At 66.1% G+C, this 15,645-nt stretch carries 13 protein-coding genes and 1 pseudogene; 7 read left to right on the top strand and 7 right to left on the bottom strand.

The window, feature by feature from the left end; all coding sequences use genetic code 11:
• Positions 1-176 precede the first annotated feature (176 nt).
• Positions 177-2,030 carry a pyruvate kinase gene (locus PJ259_RS01760; RefSeq protein WP_271654484.1) on the top strand — a complete coding sequence of 618 codons (1,854 nt, stop codon included), beginning with the start codon at positions 177-179 and terminating at the stop codon, positions 2,028-2,030.
• Between the two features lie 21 nt (positions 2,031-2,051).
• Here the strand turns inward: PJ259_RS01760 and PJ259_RS01755 are convergent, their stop codons facing one another.
• The 5 genes from PJ259_RS01755 to apbC all read right to left on the bottom strand — a co-directional run bounded on the left by PJ259_RS01755 (position 2,052) and on the right by apbC (position 6,603).
• A complete protein-coding gene (locus tag PJ259_RS01755) occupies positions 2,052-2,942 on the bottom strand; it encodes a S66 peptidase family protein (protein WP_271654483.1) in 891 nt (296 codons plus the stop codon).
• On the bottom strand, positions 2,939-3,742 hold the full coding sequence (locus PJ259_RS01750) for an MOSC domain-containing protein (protein WP_059314427.1): 804 nt from the start codon (positions 3,740-3,742) through the stop codon (positions 2,939-2,941). The genes PJ259_RS01755 and PJ259_RS01750 overlap by 4 nt, the downstream gene beginning before the upstream one ends.
• A gap of 72 nt (positions 3,743-3,814) precedes the next feature.
• Positions 3,815-4,744: a chemotaxis protein CheV gene (locus tag PJ259_RS01745; protein ID WP_017640322.1), complete on the bottom strand. Its 930-nt coding sequence runs from the start codon at positions 4,742-4,744 to the stop codon at positions 3,815-3,817.
• A gap of 115 nt (positions 4,745-4,859) precedes the next feature.
• Positions 4,860-5,426 carry a dCTP deaminase gene (gene dcd, locus PJ259_RS01740; RefSeq protein ID WP_007162761.1) on the bottom strand — a complete coding sequence of 189 codons (567 nt, stop codon included), beginning with the start codon at positions 5,424-5,426 and terminating at the stop codon, positions 4,860-4,862.
• Between the two features lie 82 nt (positions 5,427-5,508).
• A complete protein-coding gene (apbC, locus tag PJ259_RS01735) occupies positions 5,509-6,603 on the bottom strand; it encodes an iron-sulfur cluster carrier protein ApbC (RefSeq protein ID WP_059314426.1) in 1,095 nt (364 codons plus the stop codon).
• 122 nt (positions 6,604-6,725) lie between these two features.
• On the opposite strand from apbC, the gene PJ259_RS01730 reads away from it, so the two are divergent.
• The 5 genes and pseudogenes from PJ259_RS01730 (at position 6,726) to PJ259_RS01710 (ending at position 12,121) form a co-directional block, all read left to right on the top strand.
• The gene (locus PJ259_RS01730) at positions 6,726-7,877 is read left to right on the top strand and encodes a M14 family metallopeptidase (RefSeq protein ID WP_271654482.1); all 1,152 of its coding nucleotides are present in this window, start codon (positions 6,726-6,728) and stop codon (positions 7,875-7,877) included.
• Positions 7,878-8,098: 221 nt separating this feature from the next.
• Positions 8,099-10,138, top strand: a complete 2,040-nt coding sequence (gene metG, locus PJ259_RS01725) for a methionine--tRNA ligase (RefSeq protein ID WP_271654481.1) — start codon at positions 8,099-8,101, stop codon at positions 10,136-10,138.
• 30 nt (positions 10,139-10,168) lie between these two features.
• Positions 10,169-11,164 (top strand): annotated as a pseudogene (locus PJ259_RS01720) (RnfABCDGE type electron transport complex subunit B); the annotation flags it as partial.
• Positions 11,161-11,799, top strand: coding sequence for an endonuclease III (gene nth, locus PJ259_RS01715; RefSeq protein WP_271654480.1), 639 nt, complete (start codon positions 11,161-11,163; stop codon positions 11,797-11,799). The pseudogene PJ259_RS01720 and the gene nth, both read left to right, overlap by 4 nt.
• A gap of 142 nt (positions 11,800-11,941) precedes the next feature.
• Positions 11,942-12,121, top strand: coding sequence for a PA3496 family putative envelope integrity protein (locus tag PJ259_RS01710; protein ID WP_059314422.1), 180 nt, complete (start codon positions 11,942-11,944; stop codon positions 12,119-12,121).
• Positions 12,122-12,172: 51 nt separating this feature from the next.
• On the opposite strand, the gene PJ259_RS01705 is transcribed toward PJ259_RS01710, so the two are convergent.
• The gene (locus tag PJ259_RS01705; RefSeq protein ID WP_271654479.1) at positions 12,173-13,390 is read right to left on the bottom strand and encodes an argininosuccinate synthase; all 1,218 of its coding nucleotides are present in this window, start codon (positions 13,388-13,390) and stop codon (positions 12,173-12,175) included.
• A gap of 117 nt (positions 13,391-13,507) precedes the next feature.
• Positions 13,508-14,458 carry a flagellar protein MotY gene (locus PJ259_RS01700; RefSeq protein WP_271654478.1) on the bottom strand — a complete coding sequence of 317 codons (951 nt, stop codon included), beginning with the start codon at positions 14,456-14,458 and terminating at the stop codon, positions 13,508-13,510.
• A gap of 142 nt (positions 14,459-14,600) precedes the next feature.
• On the opposite strand from PJ259_RS01700, the gene pyrC reads away from it, so the two are divergent.
• Complete coding sequence (pyrC, locus tag PJ259_RS01695; RefSeq protein WP_271654477.1) at positions 14,601-15,644, top strand: dihydroorotase; 1,044 nt, start codon at positions 14,601-14,603, stop codon at positions 15,642-15,644.
• The last annotated feature ends 1 nt before the right edge of the window (position 15,645 follow it).

The following is a 15,645-nucleotide window of genomic DNA, read 5'->3' as shown; positions in this document are numbered from 1 at the left end:
ATCATAGCAGCATCCTCGCCGACTCCCTACGGTCGACCGCAGCGATCCTGCTCGATGAGTGGCCATCTGCCGCTAATGTCTGGCAACACTTGGCGTTCCACTTATCTTGCGGCCGCAGGTCCGAGACAGGAACGCCCGGCGAGTGTCTCGCCGGCTGCCTCTACTGGAGAATCCTCGTGCCGCCCCGCTCCGCCTCACGCGCCCGGACTTCCGATCACGATCTCACAGGCCTGCTCGACGAGCTGCGCCGACTGCATACCGCCCTGGAGCAAGCCGCCACCGACCCGCGCCTGGACCAGCAGGCCCTCAATCCCGCCTATCGCGCCAGCGCCCGCAACCTGCTGGCCTACCTGGCGCTGCGCGACCAGGATTTGCATGCATTGCAGCTGCGCCTTTCCGCCCTGGGGCTGTCTTCCCTCGGCCGCTCCGAAGCCAAGGTGCTTCCCGCCGTAGCGACCCTCGTCGGCATGGTGGAGCGATTGCTAGGGCAGGCTCCGTCGGCACCATCCGTGCCCCGGACGGAGCATCCCCTGGCTCGCCATGCCCGCACCCTGTTCGGCGCCGCGTCCCGCACGCGGGAGGTGCGCATCATGGTCACCCTGCCCCGCGAGGCCGCAGACAACTATTCGCTGGTACGCGACCTGCTGGCCGCGGGCATGGATTGCGCGCGCATCAATTGCGCCCACGACGAACCGGCCAGCTGGACACGAATGATCGAACATGTGCGCCGTGCCAGCACGGAAGTGGACCAGCCCTGCAAGATATTCATGGACCTGCCGGGGCCCAAGCTGCGCACCGGCCCCATCGCTCCCGGCCTGGCCGTGCAGAAGGTGAAACCCGAGCGCGACACCCAGGGCCGGGTCCGGCATCCGGCGCGCCTCTGGCTGACGAGCCGGCGCCACCCCCGCCTAGCGCCCTCCGCCGCCGCGGCCAGTATCCAGGTCGGCGAGCGCTGGTTGCGCGGGCTGCAGGTCGGCGAGCGCATCCGCCTGCTGGATGCGCGCCAGGCACAGCGACGACTGGAGGTCGTCGAGGTGTCACCCAAGGGCTGCTGGGCGGAAGTGCACAAGACCTCCTATCTCGCTCCCGGCCTGCGCCTGACCGTCGAGCATGGCGGTCGCAAGACGCACAGCCACATCGGTGATTTCGCACCGCAACCGGGCGTGCTGCGGCTGAAAGAAGACGATCTGTTGATCCTGACCGCCGACCAGACGCCCGGGCGCCCTGCCAGCCATGACAGCACGGGTCGCCTGCTGACACCGGCGACCCTGGGCTGCACCCTCCCGCAGGTGTTCGCCGACGTGCGCGGCGGTGAACCGGTCTGGTTCGACGACGGCAAGATCGGCGGCGTAATCGAGCGCGCCGACCTGGACACGCTGCAGGTCCGCATCACCCACGCGCCGGGTGGGGCCAAGCTCAAAGGCGACAAGGGCATCAACTTTCCCCAGAGCACCCTGCGGCTGTCAGCGCTGGGCGACCAGGACCTTGCCGCCCTGGCCTTTGCCGCCGAGCATGCCGACGGCATCGAGATGTCCTTCGTGAACAGCGCGGACGATGTCCGGGCGCTGCTCGCGGAACTGGAGCGGCTGCAGGCCGATCACCTGGGCGTGGTGCTGAAGATCGAGACCCGCCGAGGCTTCGACAACCTCCCCGCGCTGCTGCTGGCAGGCATGCGTCGCGGCGGCTTCGGCGTCATGATCGCCCGGGGCGATCTGGCGGTGGAAGGTGGCTTCGAACGCCTGGCGGCTCTGCAGGAAGACATCCTCTGCCTCTGCGAGGCGGCCCATGTGCCGGTGATCTGGGCGACCCAGGTCCTGGAGAACCTGGCCAAGAAAGGCTCGCCCTCCCGTGCCGAGATCACCGATGCCGCCACCGGGGTCCGCGCCGAATGCGTGATGCTGAACAAGGGCCCGCACATCCTCAAGGCGGTGGCCACCCTGGATGAGCTGCTGGTGCGGATGCAGGGCTACAACAGCAAGAAACGCCAGATGCTGCGCAAGTTGGAACTGGCTTCACCCTGGGCGGACTGATCCGCCCAGGGCGCGCTTCCCCTAGAGGACCTGCAGGCGACCCGCTTCCAGACGAACGCGGGCACCATAGGGCCAGGCCTGGTTTTCCGGGCCATGGCCGCTGGGCAGGCCGCGATAGAGGGCGATGCCACGCGGTGCCAGCCACTCGGCGAAAATCTCTTCCAGCGACTGCTCGACGTTGCGCTGCGGGCAGTCGGTGAAGGTGCCCAGGCAGACGGCGCCGATGCGATGTTCGGTCAGGTTGCCCAGCAGCTGGCAGAGGCTGCGCTCCAGCCGGTAGTAGGGCTCGCCGACGTCTTCCAGCATGAGGATGGCGCCATCATGGGGACGCAGCGCCGCCGCCGTGCCGACCACGCTGGCCAGGGTGGTGAGGTTACCGCCGATCAGCTCACCCGCAGGCACCTGGGCGGGACCGGCGAGACGCTCCAGCTGCCAGCCCGGACGGGCACCGGCGCACAGCTCCAGCACCGACTCCAGCGAGCGGGTACGGGCGGCCTGGGCTTCAGGATCCTCGTCAAGACGCCCCCAGTCCAGCGCGCCAGGACCGTGGATGGCGGTGAGGCCACGGCGGTGAAAGGCTTCCAGCAGTACGGTCAGATCGGAGTAGCCGATCAGCGGCCGACCCTTGCTGCTGGATAGCCGCGACCAGTCCAGCCAGGGCAGCAGTTGGGCGGAGCCATAGCCGCCGCGCAGGCACCAGACTGCATCTACGTCTGCCTGGCTGAACGCCCAATGCAGATCCGCTGCCCGCTCTTCGGCGGTTCCGGCGAGATAGCGATGCCGCTTGAGCGCCTGCTCACCCAGCACCGCTTCGATACCGGCGGCCTGCAACTGCTCGACCGCTGCCGTGACCAGCTCTTCCTTGACCGCACCTGCCGGACTGACCAGCGCCACACGCCGCACGGGACTCATTCCAGCACCTCCACCGGCATGCCGGCTTCGATGACGCCACGGCCCAGGGGGATGACGTTCATGCCGAACAACATGCGGTTGTCATTGAAGCGGTATTCGCGCAGCGCGGTCAGCGGTTGCCGATCCGGGTCTTTCTCGCCGGTAACTGGGTCTTGGGTGATGACGATGCAACGCGCGCAGGGACAGGCCACGGCGAAGTCCACCGCACCGATGCGCAGTCGCTTCCAGCCGTCCTCGGCATAGGCCGGCGTCCCTTCCACCACCAGATTCGGCCGGAAGCGCAGCATTTCCAGCGGTTTACCCACTCGCGCCACCAGGTCGGCCAGGGAGGCCTCGCTGGTCAGCAGCAAGGGAAAGCCGTCGGCGAAATGCACCTTCTGCCCGGGCTCGGCGAAATCGGTGTTGATCTGGCGAGCATGGCTCTCGGCGATGTGCACCAGGCGGCAAGGACGCCCAAGGAAATCGCTCAACCAGGCATCGGCCTCGGCGGCCACCGGCGCCTGCAGGGTGTCGCGCCAGATGGTGACACCCAGGCGTTCGCCCGTGGCCTCCGGGACGGTCACCTCGATCGGCTCCTGGCCCGGCGCGCTCAGGCGCAGGCAGTCAGCGGCCAGCCAGCGCGCCTCGATGTGATTCATCTTCGCCAGTTGGCGGAGGGTCAGGAAGCGGCCGGTGTCGGCATCCACCACCATCCAGCGGCGATCACCCACCAGGCCCAGGGCATCCACCTCGGCCTGCGCCAGGGATTCCACGGCCGTCGACTTGACGGGATAACGATAGAGGGCACTGAGGTGCGACATGGGCGCGGCTTCCTGGCGGCGGACAAAGGCCGCCAGTGTAAGGGAGGCGCCGGAGCGGCGAAACCGCGGGGATTACTCCTCGGCCAGCGCCAGGCGCCGGCGCACTTCCTCGACCAGTTGATCGGGCTGGAACTTGGAGAGGAAGGCGTTGCAGCCCACCTTCTTCACCATGGCTTCGTTGAAGCTGCCCGACAGCGAGGTGTGCAACACCACATAGAGATCGGCGAGGCGCGGATCCTGGCGGATCTCGGTGGTCAGGCGGTAGCCGTCCATTTCCGGCATCTCGGCATCGGTGAGCACCATCAGCAGCTTCTCGGTCAGCACCACGCCCTCGTCGGCCCAGGCCTTGAGCTTGCGCAGGGCCTGCAGGCCATCGGTGGCCACGTGGAATTTCAGATCCAGCTGCACCAGGGTGTCGCGCAGCTGGCCGATGGCCGTGCTGGAGTCGTCCACCAGCAGCACCTCACGGCCGCGAGCCTTGGCCAGCAGCGGATCGGCGAGGCGTTCCTGGGAGACCTTGACGTTATAGGGGGCAATCTCCGCCAGCACCTTTTCCACGTCGATCACTTCCACCAGCCGGTCTTCGATGCGGGTGATGGCGGTCAGGTAGTGCTGGCGTCCGGCGCCGCCTGGCGGAGCCTGGATGCTGTCCCAGTTGAGGTTGATGATGCGGTCGACGCTACCCACCAGGAAGGCCTGCACCGAGCGGTTGTACTCGGTGACGATGATGGTGCTGTTTTCGTCGGGCGTGATCGGTCGCATGCCGATGGCCGCGGCCAGATCGATCACGGGCAGGGTCTGACCCCTCAGGTGGACGACGCCGCAGATCATGGGGTGGCGCTTGGGCATCTGGGTCAGGCGCGGCAGCTTGAGCACCTCCTGCACCTTGAACACGTTGATGGCGAACATCTGCCGGCTGGACAGCTGGAACATGAGAATTTCCAGACGGTTCTCGCCAACCAGCTGAGTGCGTTGATCGACGGTGTCGAGAATGCCAGCCATGGAAAGTCCACTCCAAAGATAAGTCAGGTCACAGGCTATCGGCGGCTGACGCCAGTTCTTGAGTCCCGGAAACAGGAAAGCCGCCCGAGGGCGGCTTCCAGGACGGACGCGCGGATCAGGCGCGCGGCAGGGTCACGCCGCGCTGGCCCTGGTACTTGCCACCGCGATCCTTGTAGGAAACCTCGCAGGCCTCGTCGGATTGCAGGAACAGCATCTGGGCCACGCCCTCGTTGGCGTAGATCTTGGCCGGCAGCGTCGTGGTGTTGGAAAACTCCAGGGTGACGTGGCCTTCCCACTCGGGTTCCAGCGGCGTGACGTTGACGATGATGCCGCAGCGGGCATAGGTGCTCTTGCCCAGGCAGATGGTCAGGACGTCACGGGGGATACGGAAGTATTCCACGGTACGCGCCAGGGCGAAGGAGTTCGGCGGGATGATGCAGACATCGCTGACCACGTCGACGAAGCTCTTGTCGTCGAAATTCTTCGGGTCCACCACCGCCGAATGGATGTTGGTGAAGACCTTGAATTCGTTGGCGCAGCGCACGTCGTAGCCGTAGCTGGACACCCCGTAGGAAATCACCCGGCTGTCGTCCGCGCCGCGCATCTGGCGCTCGACGAAGGGCTCGATCATGCCGTGCTCCTGGGCCATGCGGCGAATCCACTTGTCCGATTTGATGCTCATGGCAGGTCTTGCTCCGGGGGTGAAAAAATTGACCGCGCATTCTAGTGGATAGCCGCGCGGTCTCAAAGACGACCGGACGAAATCAGTCGTCGCTGACGGTGATGGTAGGCATGCCGCCCCCAGCCTGGCCGCCCAAGGCGATGCGGGCCCCGACCTTGCGTGCCAGTTCCTGGTAGATCAGCGCGATCTGGCTGTCAGGATCGGCGATGGCGGTGGGACGTCCGGCGTCGGCCTGCTCGCGGATGGCCATGGCCAGCGGCAGGGAGGCCAGGAGATCCACGCCGTACTGCTCGGCCAGCTTGCTGCCGCCGCCCTCGCCGAACAGGTGCTCGGCATGACCGCAGTTGGAGCAGATGTGCACGGCCATGTTCTCCACCACCCCGAGCACCGGGATGTTGACCTTCTGGAACATTTCCACGCCCTTCCTGGCATCCAGCAGGGCCAGATCCTGGGGCGTGGTGACGATCACCGCGCCGGCCACCGGCACCTTCTGCGCCAGGGTCAGCTGGATATCGCCAGTGCCGGGCGGCATGTCGATCACCAGGTAGTCGAGGTCGTTCCAGGCGGTCTGGGTGATCAGCTGGATCAGGGCGCCGGAGACCATCGGGCCACGCCAGGCCACCGGGGTCTTGTCATTGGTCAGGAAGGCCATGGACATGACCTCGACGCCATGGGCCTGCAGCGGGATGAACCACTTTTCATCGCGCACTTCGGGACGGGTGCCCTCGGCGAAGCCGAACATGATCCCCTGGCTGGGGCCATAGATGTCGGCGTCCAGCACGCCGACCCGGGCGCCTTCGCGGGCCAAGGCCAGCGCCAGGTTGGCGGCGGTGGTGGACTTGCCCACGCCGCCCTTGCCGGAAGCCACGGCGATGATGTTCTTGACGTTGCCCATGGCGTCCAGCTGCGGCTGGGCCGCGTGAGGGGCGATCTGGCAATCGATCTGGACCTCGGCGGTCTCGACCCCGGGCACGTTCTCCAGCGCGGTCTTGAGCACCTGGGCCAGACCGCCCTTGAACAATCCGGCGGCATAGCCCAGCTCGAAGCGGGCCCGTACGCGGCCACCGTCCAGCGCGAGGTCGCGCAGGGCGCCGGCGCTGAGCAGGTCCTGTTCGAGATAGGGATCGTGATACTGGCGCAGCGCGGCCTCGATGGCCTCGCGAGTCGGAGCGGTCATGCAGACTCCCGGAAACGACGGATAGGAAAGAGAAGCTGCGGCCTATGCTACCCACTGTCCTTGGTAAAGCCTATCCGCACGGCGCTACACTTCCGGCTTGCCCCCAGCCCGTGGAGCCCTGCGTGAACCAGCCTTCCCTGCACATCAGTTCCACCTTCGACAGCGGTGCCGTCGAGGTGCTGTCCCTGGCCGACCCCGCCGACATCCGCCTGCGCATCCGTCCCGATACCGCCTCGCCTTTCACCCAGTGGTTCCACTTCCGCCTGGAGGGCGCCCGCGGCCTGCCCTGCCGGCTGAGCTTCGCCAATGCCGGCGAGTGCGCCTACCCCGAGGGCTGGCGCGACTATGGCGTAGCCGCGAGCTATTGTGGCCAGGAGTGGTTCCGCATTCCCACCCGCTACGACGGCAAGACCCTGAGCTGGGACGTCACCCCCGATCACGACAGTCTGTTCTTCGCCTACTTCGAGCCCTATCCGGAGAGCCGCCACCTGGCCTTCGTCGGTGAGGCGCAGCGCCATCCTGCCGTCCGTCTGGAAACCGTCGGTCGCTCGCTGTTGGGCCGGTCACTGGACCTGTTGCGCATCGGCACGCCGGGCGCCGGCAAGAAGAACATCTGGGTCATCGCCCGCCAGCACCCCGGTGAGCCCATGGCCGAGTGGTTCGTCGAAGGCCTGCTGCGCCGCCTGCTGGGCCTGGGCGAAAACCAGGGCGACCGGGTCGGCGCCAAGCTGCTGGGACACGCCGTGTTGCACGTGGTGCCCAACATGAATCCCGACGGTTCGGCCCTGGGCAATCTGCGCACCAACGCGGCCGGCGCCAACCTCAACCGCGAATGGCTGGAGCCGGACGAGGAGCGCAGCCCCGAGATCCTGGCGGTGCGCCGCGCCATCGCCGCGACCGGCTGCGACCTCTTCCTCGACATCCACGGCGACGAAGCCCTGCCCTATGTCTTCGTCGACGGCTGCAATGGCCTGCCCAACTTCGGTGAGCGCGAAGAGGCCGAGCAACAGGCCTTCCTGCAGCGCTTCCAGCGTGCCAGCCCGGACTTCCAGACCCGGTACGGCTATCCCCGGGGTCACTTCGGCAGCGAGACCCTCAAGCTCGCCACCAAGTATGTCGGCCATACCCATGGCTGCCTGGCCCTGACCCTCGAATTGCCCTTCAAGGACAACGCCAACGATCCCCGTCCGGATGTGGGCTGGAACGGTGCCCGCAGCGCCGCCCTGGGCGCGGCCATGGTCAATGCCCTGTACTGGCAGCTGGCCGATCTCTGAATGCTCGAAGTCTGCTGCGCGGCGGCCAGACTGGCGTAGGAAACTGCCTCAGAATGCTCATTTACCCGTTGTAAACTGCGCTTCTTTGGCAATTTCCGCCTTGTCTGGCGCTAGCGCGCAGGACTTCGCGCTTTTTAACGCCCATCCCCACGGATGAAACCGACCGGCCATTTCGCTATGATGGTCGGTCACCTTATCAGCGCCGCGATCCAGCCAAGACCATGACCGAGCCCCGCAAGATTCTCGTCACCAGCGCCCTGCCCTACGCCAACGGCTCCATCCACCTCGGCCACATGGTCGAGTACATCCAGACCGACATCTGGGCCCGCTTCCAGCGGCTGCGCGGCAATCAGTGCATCTATGTCTGCGCCGACGACGCCCACGGCTCGGCCATCATGCTGCGCGCCGAGCGCGAGGGCATCACGCCCGAGCAGCTGATCGACAACGTCAAGCGCGAGCACAGCGCCGACTTCGCCGATTTCGGCGTGGCCTTCGACAACTTCCACTCCACCCATGCGGAAGAGAATCGCGAGCTGTCACGCGCCATCTACCTGAAGCTGCGCGAGAACGGCCACATCGCCACCCGTCCGGTCACCCAGTATTTCGACCCGGACAAGCAGATGTTCCTGGCCGACCGCTTCATCAAGGGCACCTGTCCCAAGTGTGGCAGTGCCGACCAGTACGGCGACAACTGCGAGAAGTGCGGCGCCACCTACGCGCCCACCGAACTGAAGGATCCCAAGTCGGCGATCTCCGGCGCGACCCCGGTGCTGCGCGAATCCGAGCACTTCTTCTTCAAGCTTCCCGACTTCGCCGAGATGCTCAAGGGCTGGACCCGCAGCGGCGCCCTGCAGGAATCGGTGGCCAACAAGATCGCCGAATGGCTGGACGCCGGCCTGCAGGAATGGGACATCTCCCGCGATGCGCCCTACTTCGGCTTCGAGATCCCCGATGCCCCGGGCAAGTACTTCTATGTCTGGCTGGACGCGCCCATCGGCTACATGGCCAGCTTCAAGAATCTCTGCGACCGTCGCGACGACCTGGACTTCGACGCCTACTGGGCCAAGGACAGCGCGGCCGAGCTGTACCACTTCATCGGCAAGGACATCGTCAACTTCCATGCACTGTTCTGGCCGGCCATGCTCGAAGGCGCCGGCTACCGCAAGCCGACGGCGCTGAACGTCCACGGTTTCCTTACCGTCGACGGCCAGAAGATGTCCAAGTCCCGCGGCACCTTCATCAAGGCGCGCACCTACCTGGATCACCTGAATCCCGAATACCTGCGCTACTACTTCGCCGCCAAGCTCTCGCGCCACGTCGAGGACATCGACCTGAACCTCGAGGACTTCGTGCAGAAGGTCAATTCCGACCTGGTGGGCAAGGTGGTCAACATCGCCAGCCGCTGCGCCGGCTTCATCCACAAGGGCAACGCCGGCCTGCTGGTGGACGCCCAGGCCGCCCCCGAGCTGGAAGCCGCCTTCCGCGCCGCCACGCCCAGCATCGCCGAGGCCTACGAGACCCGTGACTTCGGCCGTGCCATGCGCGAGATCATGGCCCTGGCCGACCGCGCCAACGCCTGGATCGCCGACAAGGCGCCCTGGAGCCTGGCCAAGCAGGACGGCAAGGTCGACGAAGTCCAGGCGATCTGCGCCCAGGGCATCGAGCTGTTCCGCCAGCTGGCGATCCTGCTCAAGCCGGTACTGCCCAACCTGACCGCCGCCGCCGAGGCCTTCCTCAACGTCGCCCCCCTGACCTGGGCCGACCTCGACACCCGCCTGGCCAATCATCAGCTCAACGCCTTCCAGCCCCTGCTCACCCGCATCGAACCCGCCAAGGTGCAGACCATGATCGACGCTTCCAAGGAAGACCTAGCCGCCCAGGCCACGGCCCAGCCCGCCGGCAATGGCGAACTGACCAAGGCCCCGCTGGCCGAGACCATCGATTTCGACACCTTCTCCAAGGTCGACCTGCGCATCGCCCTGATCGAGAAAGCCGAATTCGTCGAGGGCGCCGACAAGCTCCTGCGCCTGACCCTGGACATCGGCGATGCCAAGCGCAACGTCTTCTCTGGCATCAAGAGCGCCTACCCGGAGCCGAGTCAGCTCGAAGGTCGCCTGACCCTGTACGTCGCCAACCTGGCGCCGCGCAAGATGAAATTCGGCGTCTCCGAAGGCATGGTCCTGGCCGCCGGCCCCGGCGGCAGCGAGATCCATCTGCTCAGCCCCGACAGCGGCGCCAAGCCCGGCCAGCGGGTGATGTGATTAGAGACGACGCCCCAGGGCGCCGTTCTTCCCCCAGCTCCGACCTCGCTCATGAACGCCCACGCTACCCTCATCACCGCCATCGACGCCCTGCTGCCCCAGACCCAGTGCGGCAAGTGCGGCCATCCCGGCTGCCAGCCCTATGCCGCCGGCATCGCCGCGGGCGAGGCGCACAACAAGTGCCCGCCCGGGGGCGCAGCCACCATCGTCGAGCTTTCGACCCTGCTGCAGCGCCCGACCCTGCCACTGGACTCACCCTATCCGGTCACGCCCAGCCAGCGTGCGGTGATTCGCGAGGACGAATGCATCGGCTGCACCAAGTGCATCCAGGTCTGCCCCACCGATGCCATCCTGGGCGCGGCCAAGCTGATGCACACGGTGATCGAGAGCGAATGCAGCGGTTGCGAACTCTGTCTGGCCCCCTGCCCCGTGGACTGTATCGATCTGGTGGCTGCACCCGCGCCGGTCGATCGCGCCGAGGAGCGCCAGCGCGCGCAGTATTATCGGCGCCGCTTCGACGCCCGCCAGGCACGCCTGCAGCGGGACCGCGAACGTCTGGACGCCGAGCGCCAGCGCCGTCAGGCGCCACCGGCGACCGCCACGGTTGCAGAGCCCCCCGCCACGGCGGAATCCTCGCTCAAGCCGCTGAAGATCGCTGCCGCCATGGCGCGTGTCGCCCTGCAAAAGGCCGAACGGCAATTGGTCCAGTACGGTACGCCCGCGTTGGAAACCCAGGTGCAGCAGTTGCGTGAAGCGGCCCAGCAGGCGCAGACGGCCCTCGACAGGGCGCAGCAGGGGCCCACCAGCGCCAGTGCGCCGGCCCTGGCGCAGCCGTCCGCCGACCCCGCTGCGCTCAGGCAGGCGCGGATCGCTGCTACCCTGGCGCGTGCCCAGCTGACCAGGGCCGAACGCGCCTTTGGGGCCACGCCCACCGCCGAACAGCGCGAGCAACTCGAAGCGCTGGGCAGCGCCGCGCAGCATGCCGCCTCTCATCTCGCCGCCCTCGAAGAGCGAACCGCCCGATGAACGCCGCCAAACGCCTGGAAATCTTTCGTCGTCTGCACGAGGACAATCCCGACCCCAAGACGGAGTTGGCCTATGCCTCGCCCTTCGAGTTGCTGATCGCGGTGATCCTTTCCGCCCAGGCCACCGACGTCAGCGTCAACAAGGCCACCGCGCGCCTCTATCCGGTGGCCAACACGCCCCAGGCCATCCTTGACCTGGGCGTGGCAGGGCTGTCGGAGTACATCAAGACCATCGGCCTCTACAACGGCAAGGCCAAGAACGTCATCGAAACCTGCCGGCTGCTGCTGGAGCACCATGGCGGCGAGGTACCCCAGACCCGCGAAGCCCTGGAAGCCCTGCCCGGGGTCGGTCGCAAGACCGCCAACGTGGTGCTCAACACCGCCTTCCGGCAGATCGCCATGGCGGTGGATACCCATATCTTCCGGGTCAGCAACAGGACCAACCTGGCCCCCGGCAAGAACGTGGTGGAGGTCGAGCTCAAGTTGCTCAAGGTGGTGCCCAAGGATTACCTGCTGGATGCCCACCACTGGCTCATCCTGCATGGCCGCTACGTCTGCCAGGCGCGCAAGCCTCGCTGTGGCAGTTGCCGCATCGAGGACCTCTGCGAATACAAGGCAAAAACCTCGGACGATTGAAAAAGGGCTCACCAAAGCCCTTCAGCGATTGAAAAAATCTTTTTTACCAGCCCCTGCTTTGTCGCTATAAGGTGCGCGAAAAGGTCCCGCAGCCCTGTCGTTGACTGGCGTGTGACCCTGTCCAGCCTTGCAGGAGTTACCAATGGCCGAAGACAAAAGCGATATCGATGTAGACGACGATTTCGAGAGCGATGGCGAAGCGCCCGAAACGGTGGAACCCGTCGTCAGCAAGACCAACCTGACCAAGCGGCGCCTAATCGACGACATGCTCGAAGAACGCCGCCTCAAGCGGCAGATCTCCGAGTACGACTTCGACCTGTAAGCCATAAAAAAACCCCAGCCTAGGCTGGGGTTTCGCATGGCGTCGCCACCCTTACAGCAGGGTGCGACCCTTGCCCGCGGCAATGCGCATGCGCAGGGCGTTGAGCTTGATGAAGCCCGCCGCGTCGGCCTGATTGTAGGCGCCGCCATCTTCTTCGAAGGTGGCGATGTTGGCGTCGAACAGCGACTCGTCAGATTTGCGACCGACGACGATGACGTTGCCCTTGTACAGCTTCAGGCGTACCACGCCGTTCACGCTGGCCTGGGAGGCGTCGATCATCTTCTGCAGCATCAGCCGCTCCGGACTCCACCAGTAGCCGGTGTAGATCAGGCTGGCGTACTTGGGCATCAGCTCGTCCTTGAGGTGGGCCACTTCGCGGTCGAGGGTGATGGACTCGATGGCGCGGTGCGCCTTGAGCATGATGGTGCCGCCGGGCGTCTCGTAGCAGCCACGGGACTTCATGCCGACGTAGCGGTTCTCGACGATGTCCAGGCGACCGATGCCGTTCTCGCCGCCGATGCGGTTGAGCTCGGCCAGCACGGTCGCCGGGCTCAGCTCCTTGCCGTCGATGGCGACGATGTCACCATTGCGGTAGGTCAGCTCGAGGTAGGTCGGGGTGTCCGGCGCGGCTTCCGGGGACTTGGTCCAGCGCCACATGTCTTCTTCGTGCTCGGTCCAGGTGTCTTCCAGCACGCCACCCTCATAGGAGATGTGCAGCAGGTTGGCATCCATGGAGTACGGCGACTTCTTCTTGCCGTGACGCTCGATCGGGATCTGGTGCTTTTCGGCGTAGTCCATCAGCTTCTCGCGGGAGAGCAGGTCCCACTCGCGCCAGGGGGCGATCACCTTGACGCCCGGCTTGAGCGCATAGGCGCCCAGCTCGAAGCGCACCTGGTCGTTGCCCTTGCCGGTGGCGCCGTGGGAGATGGCATCGGCGCCGGTCTCGTTGGCGATCTCGATCAGGCGCTTGGCGATCAGCGGACGGGCGATGGACGTACCCAGCAGGTACTCGCCTTCGTAGACGGTATTGGCGCGGAACATCGGGTAGACGAAGTCGCGGACGAACTCTTCGCGCAGGTCGTCGATGTAGATTTCCTTGACGCCCATGGCCTGGGCCTTGGCGCGTGCCGGTTCGACTTCCTCGCCCTGGCCGAGGTCAGCGGTGAAGGTCACCACTTCGCAGTTATAGGTATCCTGCAGCCACTTGAGGATCACCGAGGTGTCCAGGCCGCCGGAATACGCCAGGACTACCTTCTTCACATCCGCCATGCCGTTCGCTCCCGTGTGTTGCATTGAGTCGGAAAGCGGTAATTCTACTGGTGGTATCGCCGCTTTTACAGAGGCGCGACGCACTCTGATGTCTGGGCGACATGCGGTTGCAGCGGATCAGCCCTTGGGCTTGGCTGGCGGGGCGGGGGTCGGCGCCGGTGGCTCACTCGGATTGGCCGCGGTACTGGTGGTCGGCGCGGCCGCTGGCTCGCTGCTTGGCGGCACCCGCGAGAACACCAGGGTCACGCGCCGGTTGAGCGCCCGGTTGGTCTTGTTGTTGTTGGGTGCGAGTGGATATTGCTCGCCAAAGAAGCGCAACTCGATCTGCTCCGCGGGGAAGCCCTTGGCCTTGAGGTATTCCATCACGGCGATGGCACGCAGCCGGGATTCCTGGCGATTGTCCAGCCGGGTGCCCTGGTTGTCGCTGTAGCCCGAGACGATGACGTGGTTGACCGTTGGATCGGCCTTCAGGTACTCGTCGATGAGATCGAGCTTGGCCTTGGCGCTGTCGTCCAGGGTATCGTCACCGCCCGGGAAGCCGACCTGGGAATGGCGAATCTGCTCGAAGTTGACCGCCAGCAGCTTCTGGGTACAGGCCTGGAACTGCTGGTAGGCCGGCTCGAAGTGCACGGGCAGCAGCCGGACCTCGACGCGGTCATCCAGGGCACCCGGCCGACTGACCTGCGGCATGCGCCCTTCCATCAATCCCGCCAGCAGGCGCTGAGCCTGCTGCGCGCTGGTCGTCAGGGCCTGCTCCCCCTCCACCACCTTGACCGAGCCGAGGCTGATGTCGCCAAGGCCCGGCTTCCAGGGCACCGCCGCGGCCTTGAGGCTGGCGCTGCCCACCGGCAACCACTGACCGTTGGGGCGCAGCTCGAATACCGTGGCCTCGCCGGCGCGGCGCAGGAAACCACCGCTGCCGAAGCGCGGGATGGGCTGCAGCAGCCGACAGGCGAAGATGTCGCCCTCCACCTTCCACTCCACGCTCTCGAGCCGACTCTGGAAGGTCATCCCCCAGGCCGGAACGGCGAGCAGCAGACAGGAAAGGAAGAGGTAACGCGGGCGCACGTCGAGCTCCGGAAAGAAAAAAGTACCTGGGCTTCATATCGGTCAAGGGCGCGGAAAACTTGAGCGCGATCCCGCTGCACGGGTGCCGGCTACCCCCTTTTCCGGTAGCATTTCCCCACTTTCCCGCAGCCTGGAATCCCGCATGACCGACCGGATCACCCTTGCCCGTCCCGATGACTGGCACATTCACCTGCGCGACGGCGCCGCCCTGCCGCAGACCGTCGCCGACGCCGCCCGCGAATTCGGTCGCGCCATCGTCATGCCCAACCTGGTGCCACCGGTGCGCACTGCCGAGCAGGCCGCCGCCTACCGCGAGCGCATCCTGGCCGCGCGTCCGGCGGGCAGCCGCTTCGAGCCGCTGATGGTGCTCTACCTCACCGATCGCACCAGCCCGGAAGACGTGCGCAGCGCCAAGGCCAGCGGTTTCGTGCATGCCGCCAAGCTCTATCCGGCCGGGGCCACCACCAACTCCGACTCCGGGGTCACCTCCCTCGACAACCTCTTCCCGACCCTGGAAGCCATGGCTGAGATCGGCCTGCCGCTACTGGTGCATGGCGAGGTCACCCATGCCGAGGTGGACGTCTTCGACCGCGAGAAGAAATTCATCGACGAGCACCTGGTGCGTATCGTCCAGCGCTTCCCGACGCTGAAGGTGGTGTTCGAACACATCACCACGGGCGACGCCGCTGCCTTCGTGCGCGAGGCCCCGGCCAACGTGGGTGCCACCATCACCGTCCATCACCTGCTGTACAACCGCAACCACATGCTGGTGGGCGGCATCCGGCCGCATTTCTATTGCCTGCCGATCCTCAAGCGCAACACCCACCAGAGCGCCCTGCTGGACGCCGCCACCAGCGGCAACCCCAAGTTCTTCCTCGGCACCGACTCGGCGCCCCACGCCCGTCACGCCAAGGAAGCGGCCTGCGGTTGTGCCGGCTGCTATACCGCCTACGGTGCGCTCGAGCTCTATGCCGAAGCCTTCGAGAGCCGCGACGCCCTCGACCGCCTGGAAGGCTTCGCCAGCCACTTCGGCCCTGACTTCTATGGCCTGCCGCGCAACACCGAGACTGTGACCCTGGTGCGCGAGGACTGGCAGGCGCCGGCCTCCCTCCCCTTTGGCGATCACGAGGTGATTCCCCTGCGCGCGGGCGAGACCTTGCGCTGGCGTCTGGAGGTGAGCGTATGAG

The sequence above is a fragment of the Pseudomonas sp. JBR1 genome (assembly GCF_028198185.1).
In the GTDB taxonomy this organism is placed as follows: Bacteria; Pseudomonadota; Gammaproteobacteria; order Pseudomonadales; family Pseudomonadaceae; genus Chryseomonas; species Chryseomonas oryzihabitans_E.
The sequence above is the reverse complement of the archived record's forward strand: the minus strand, read 5'-3'. Positions and strand labels throughout refer to the sequence as shown.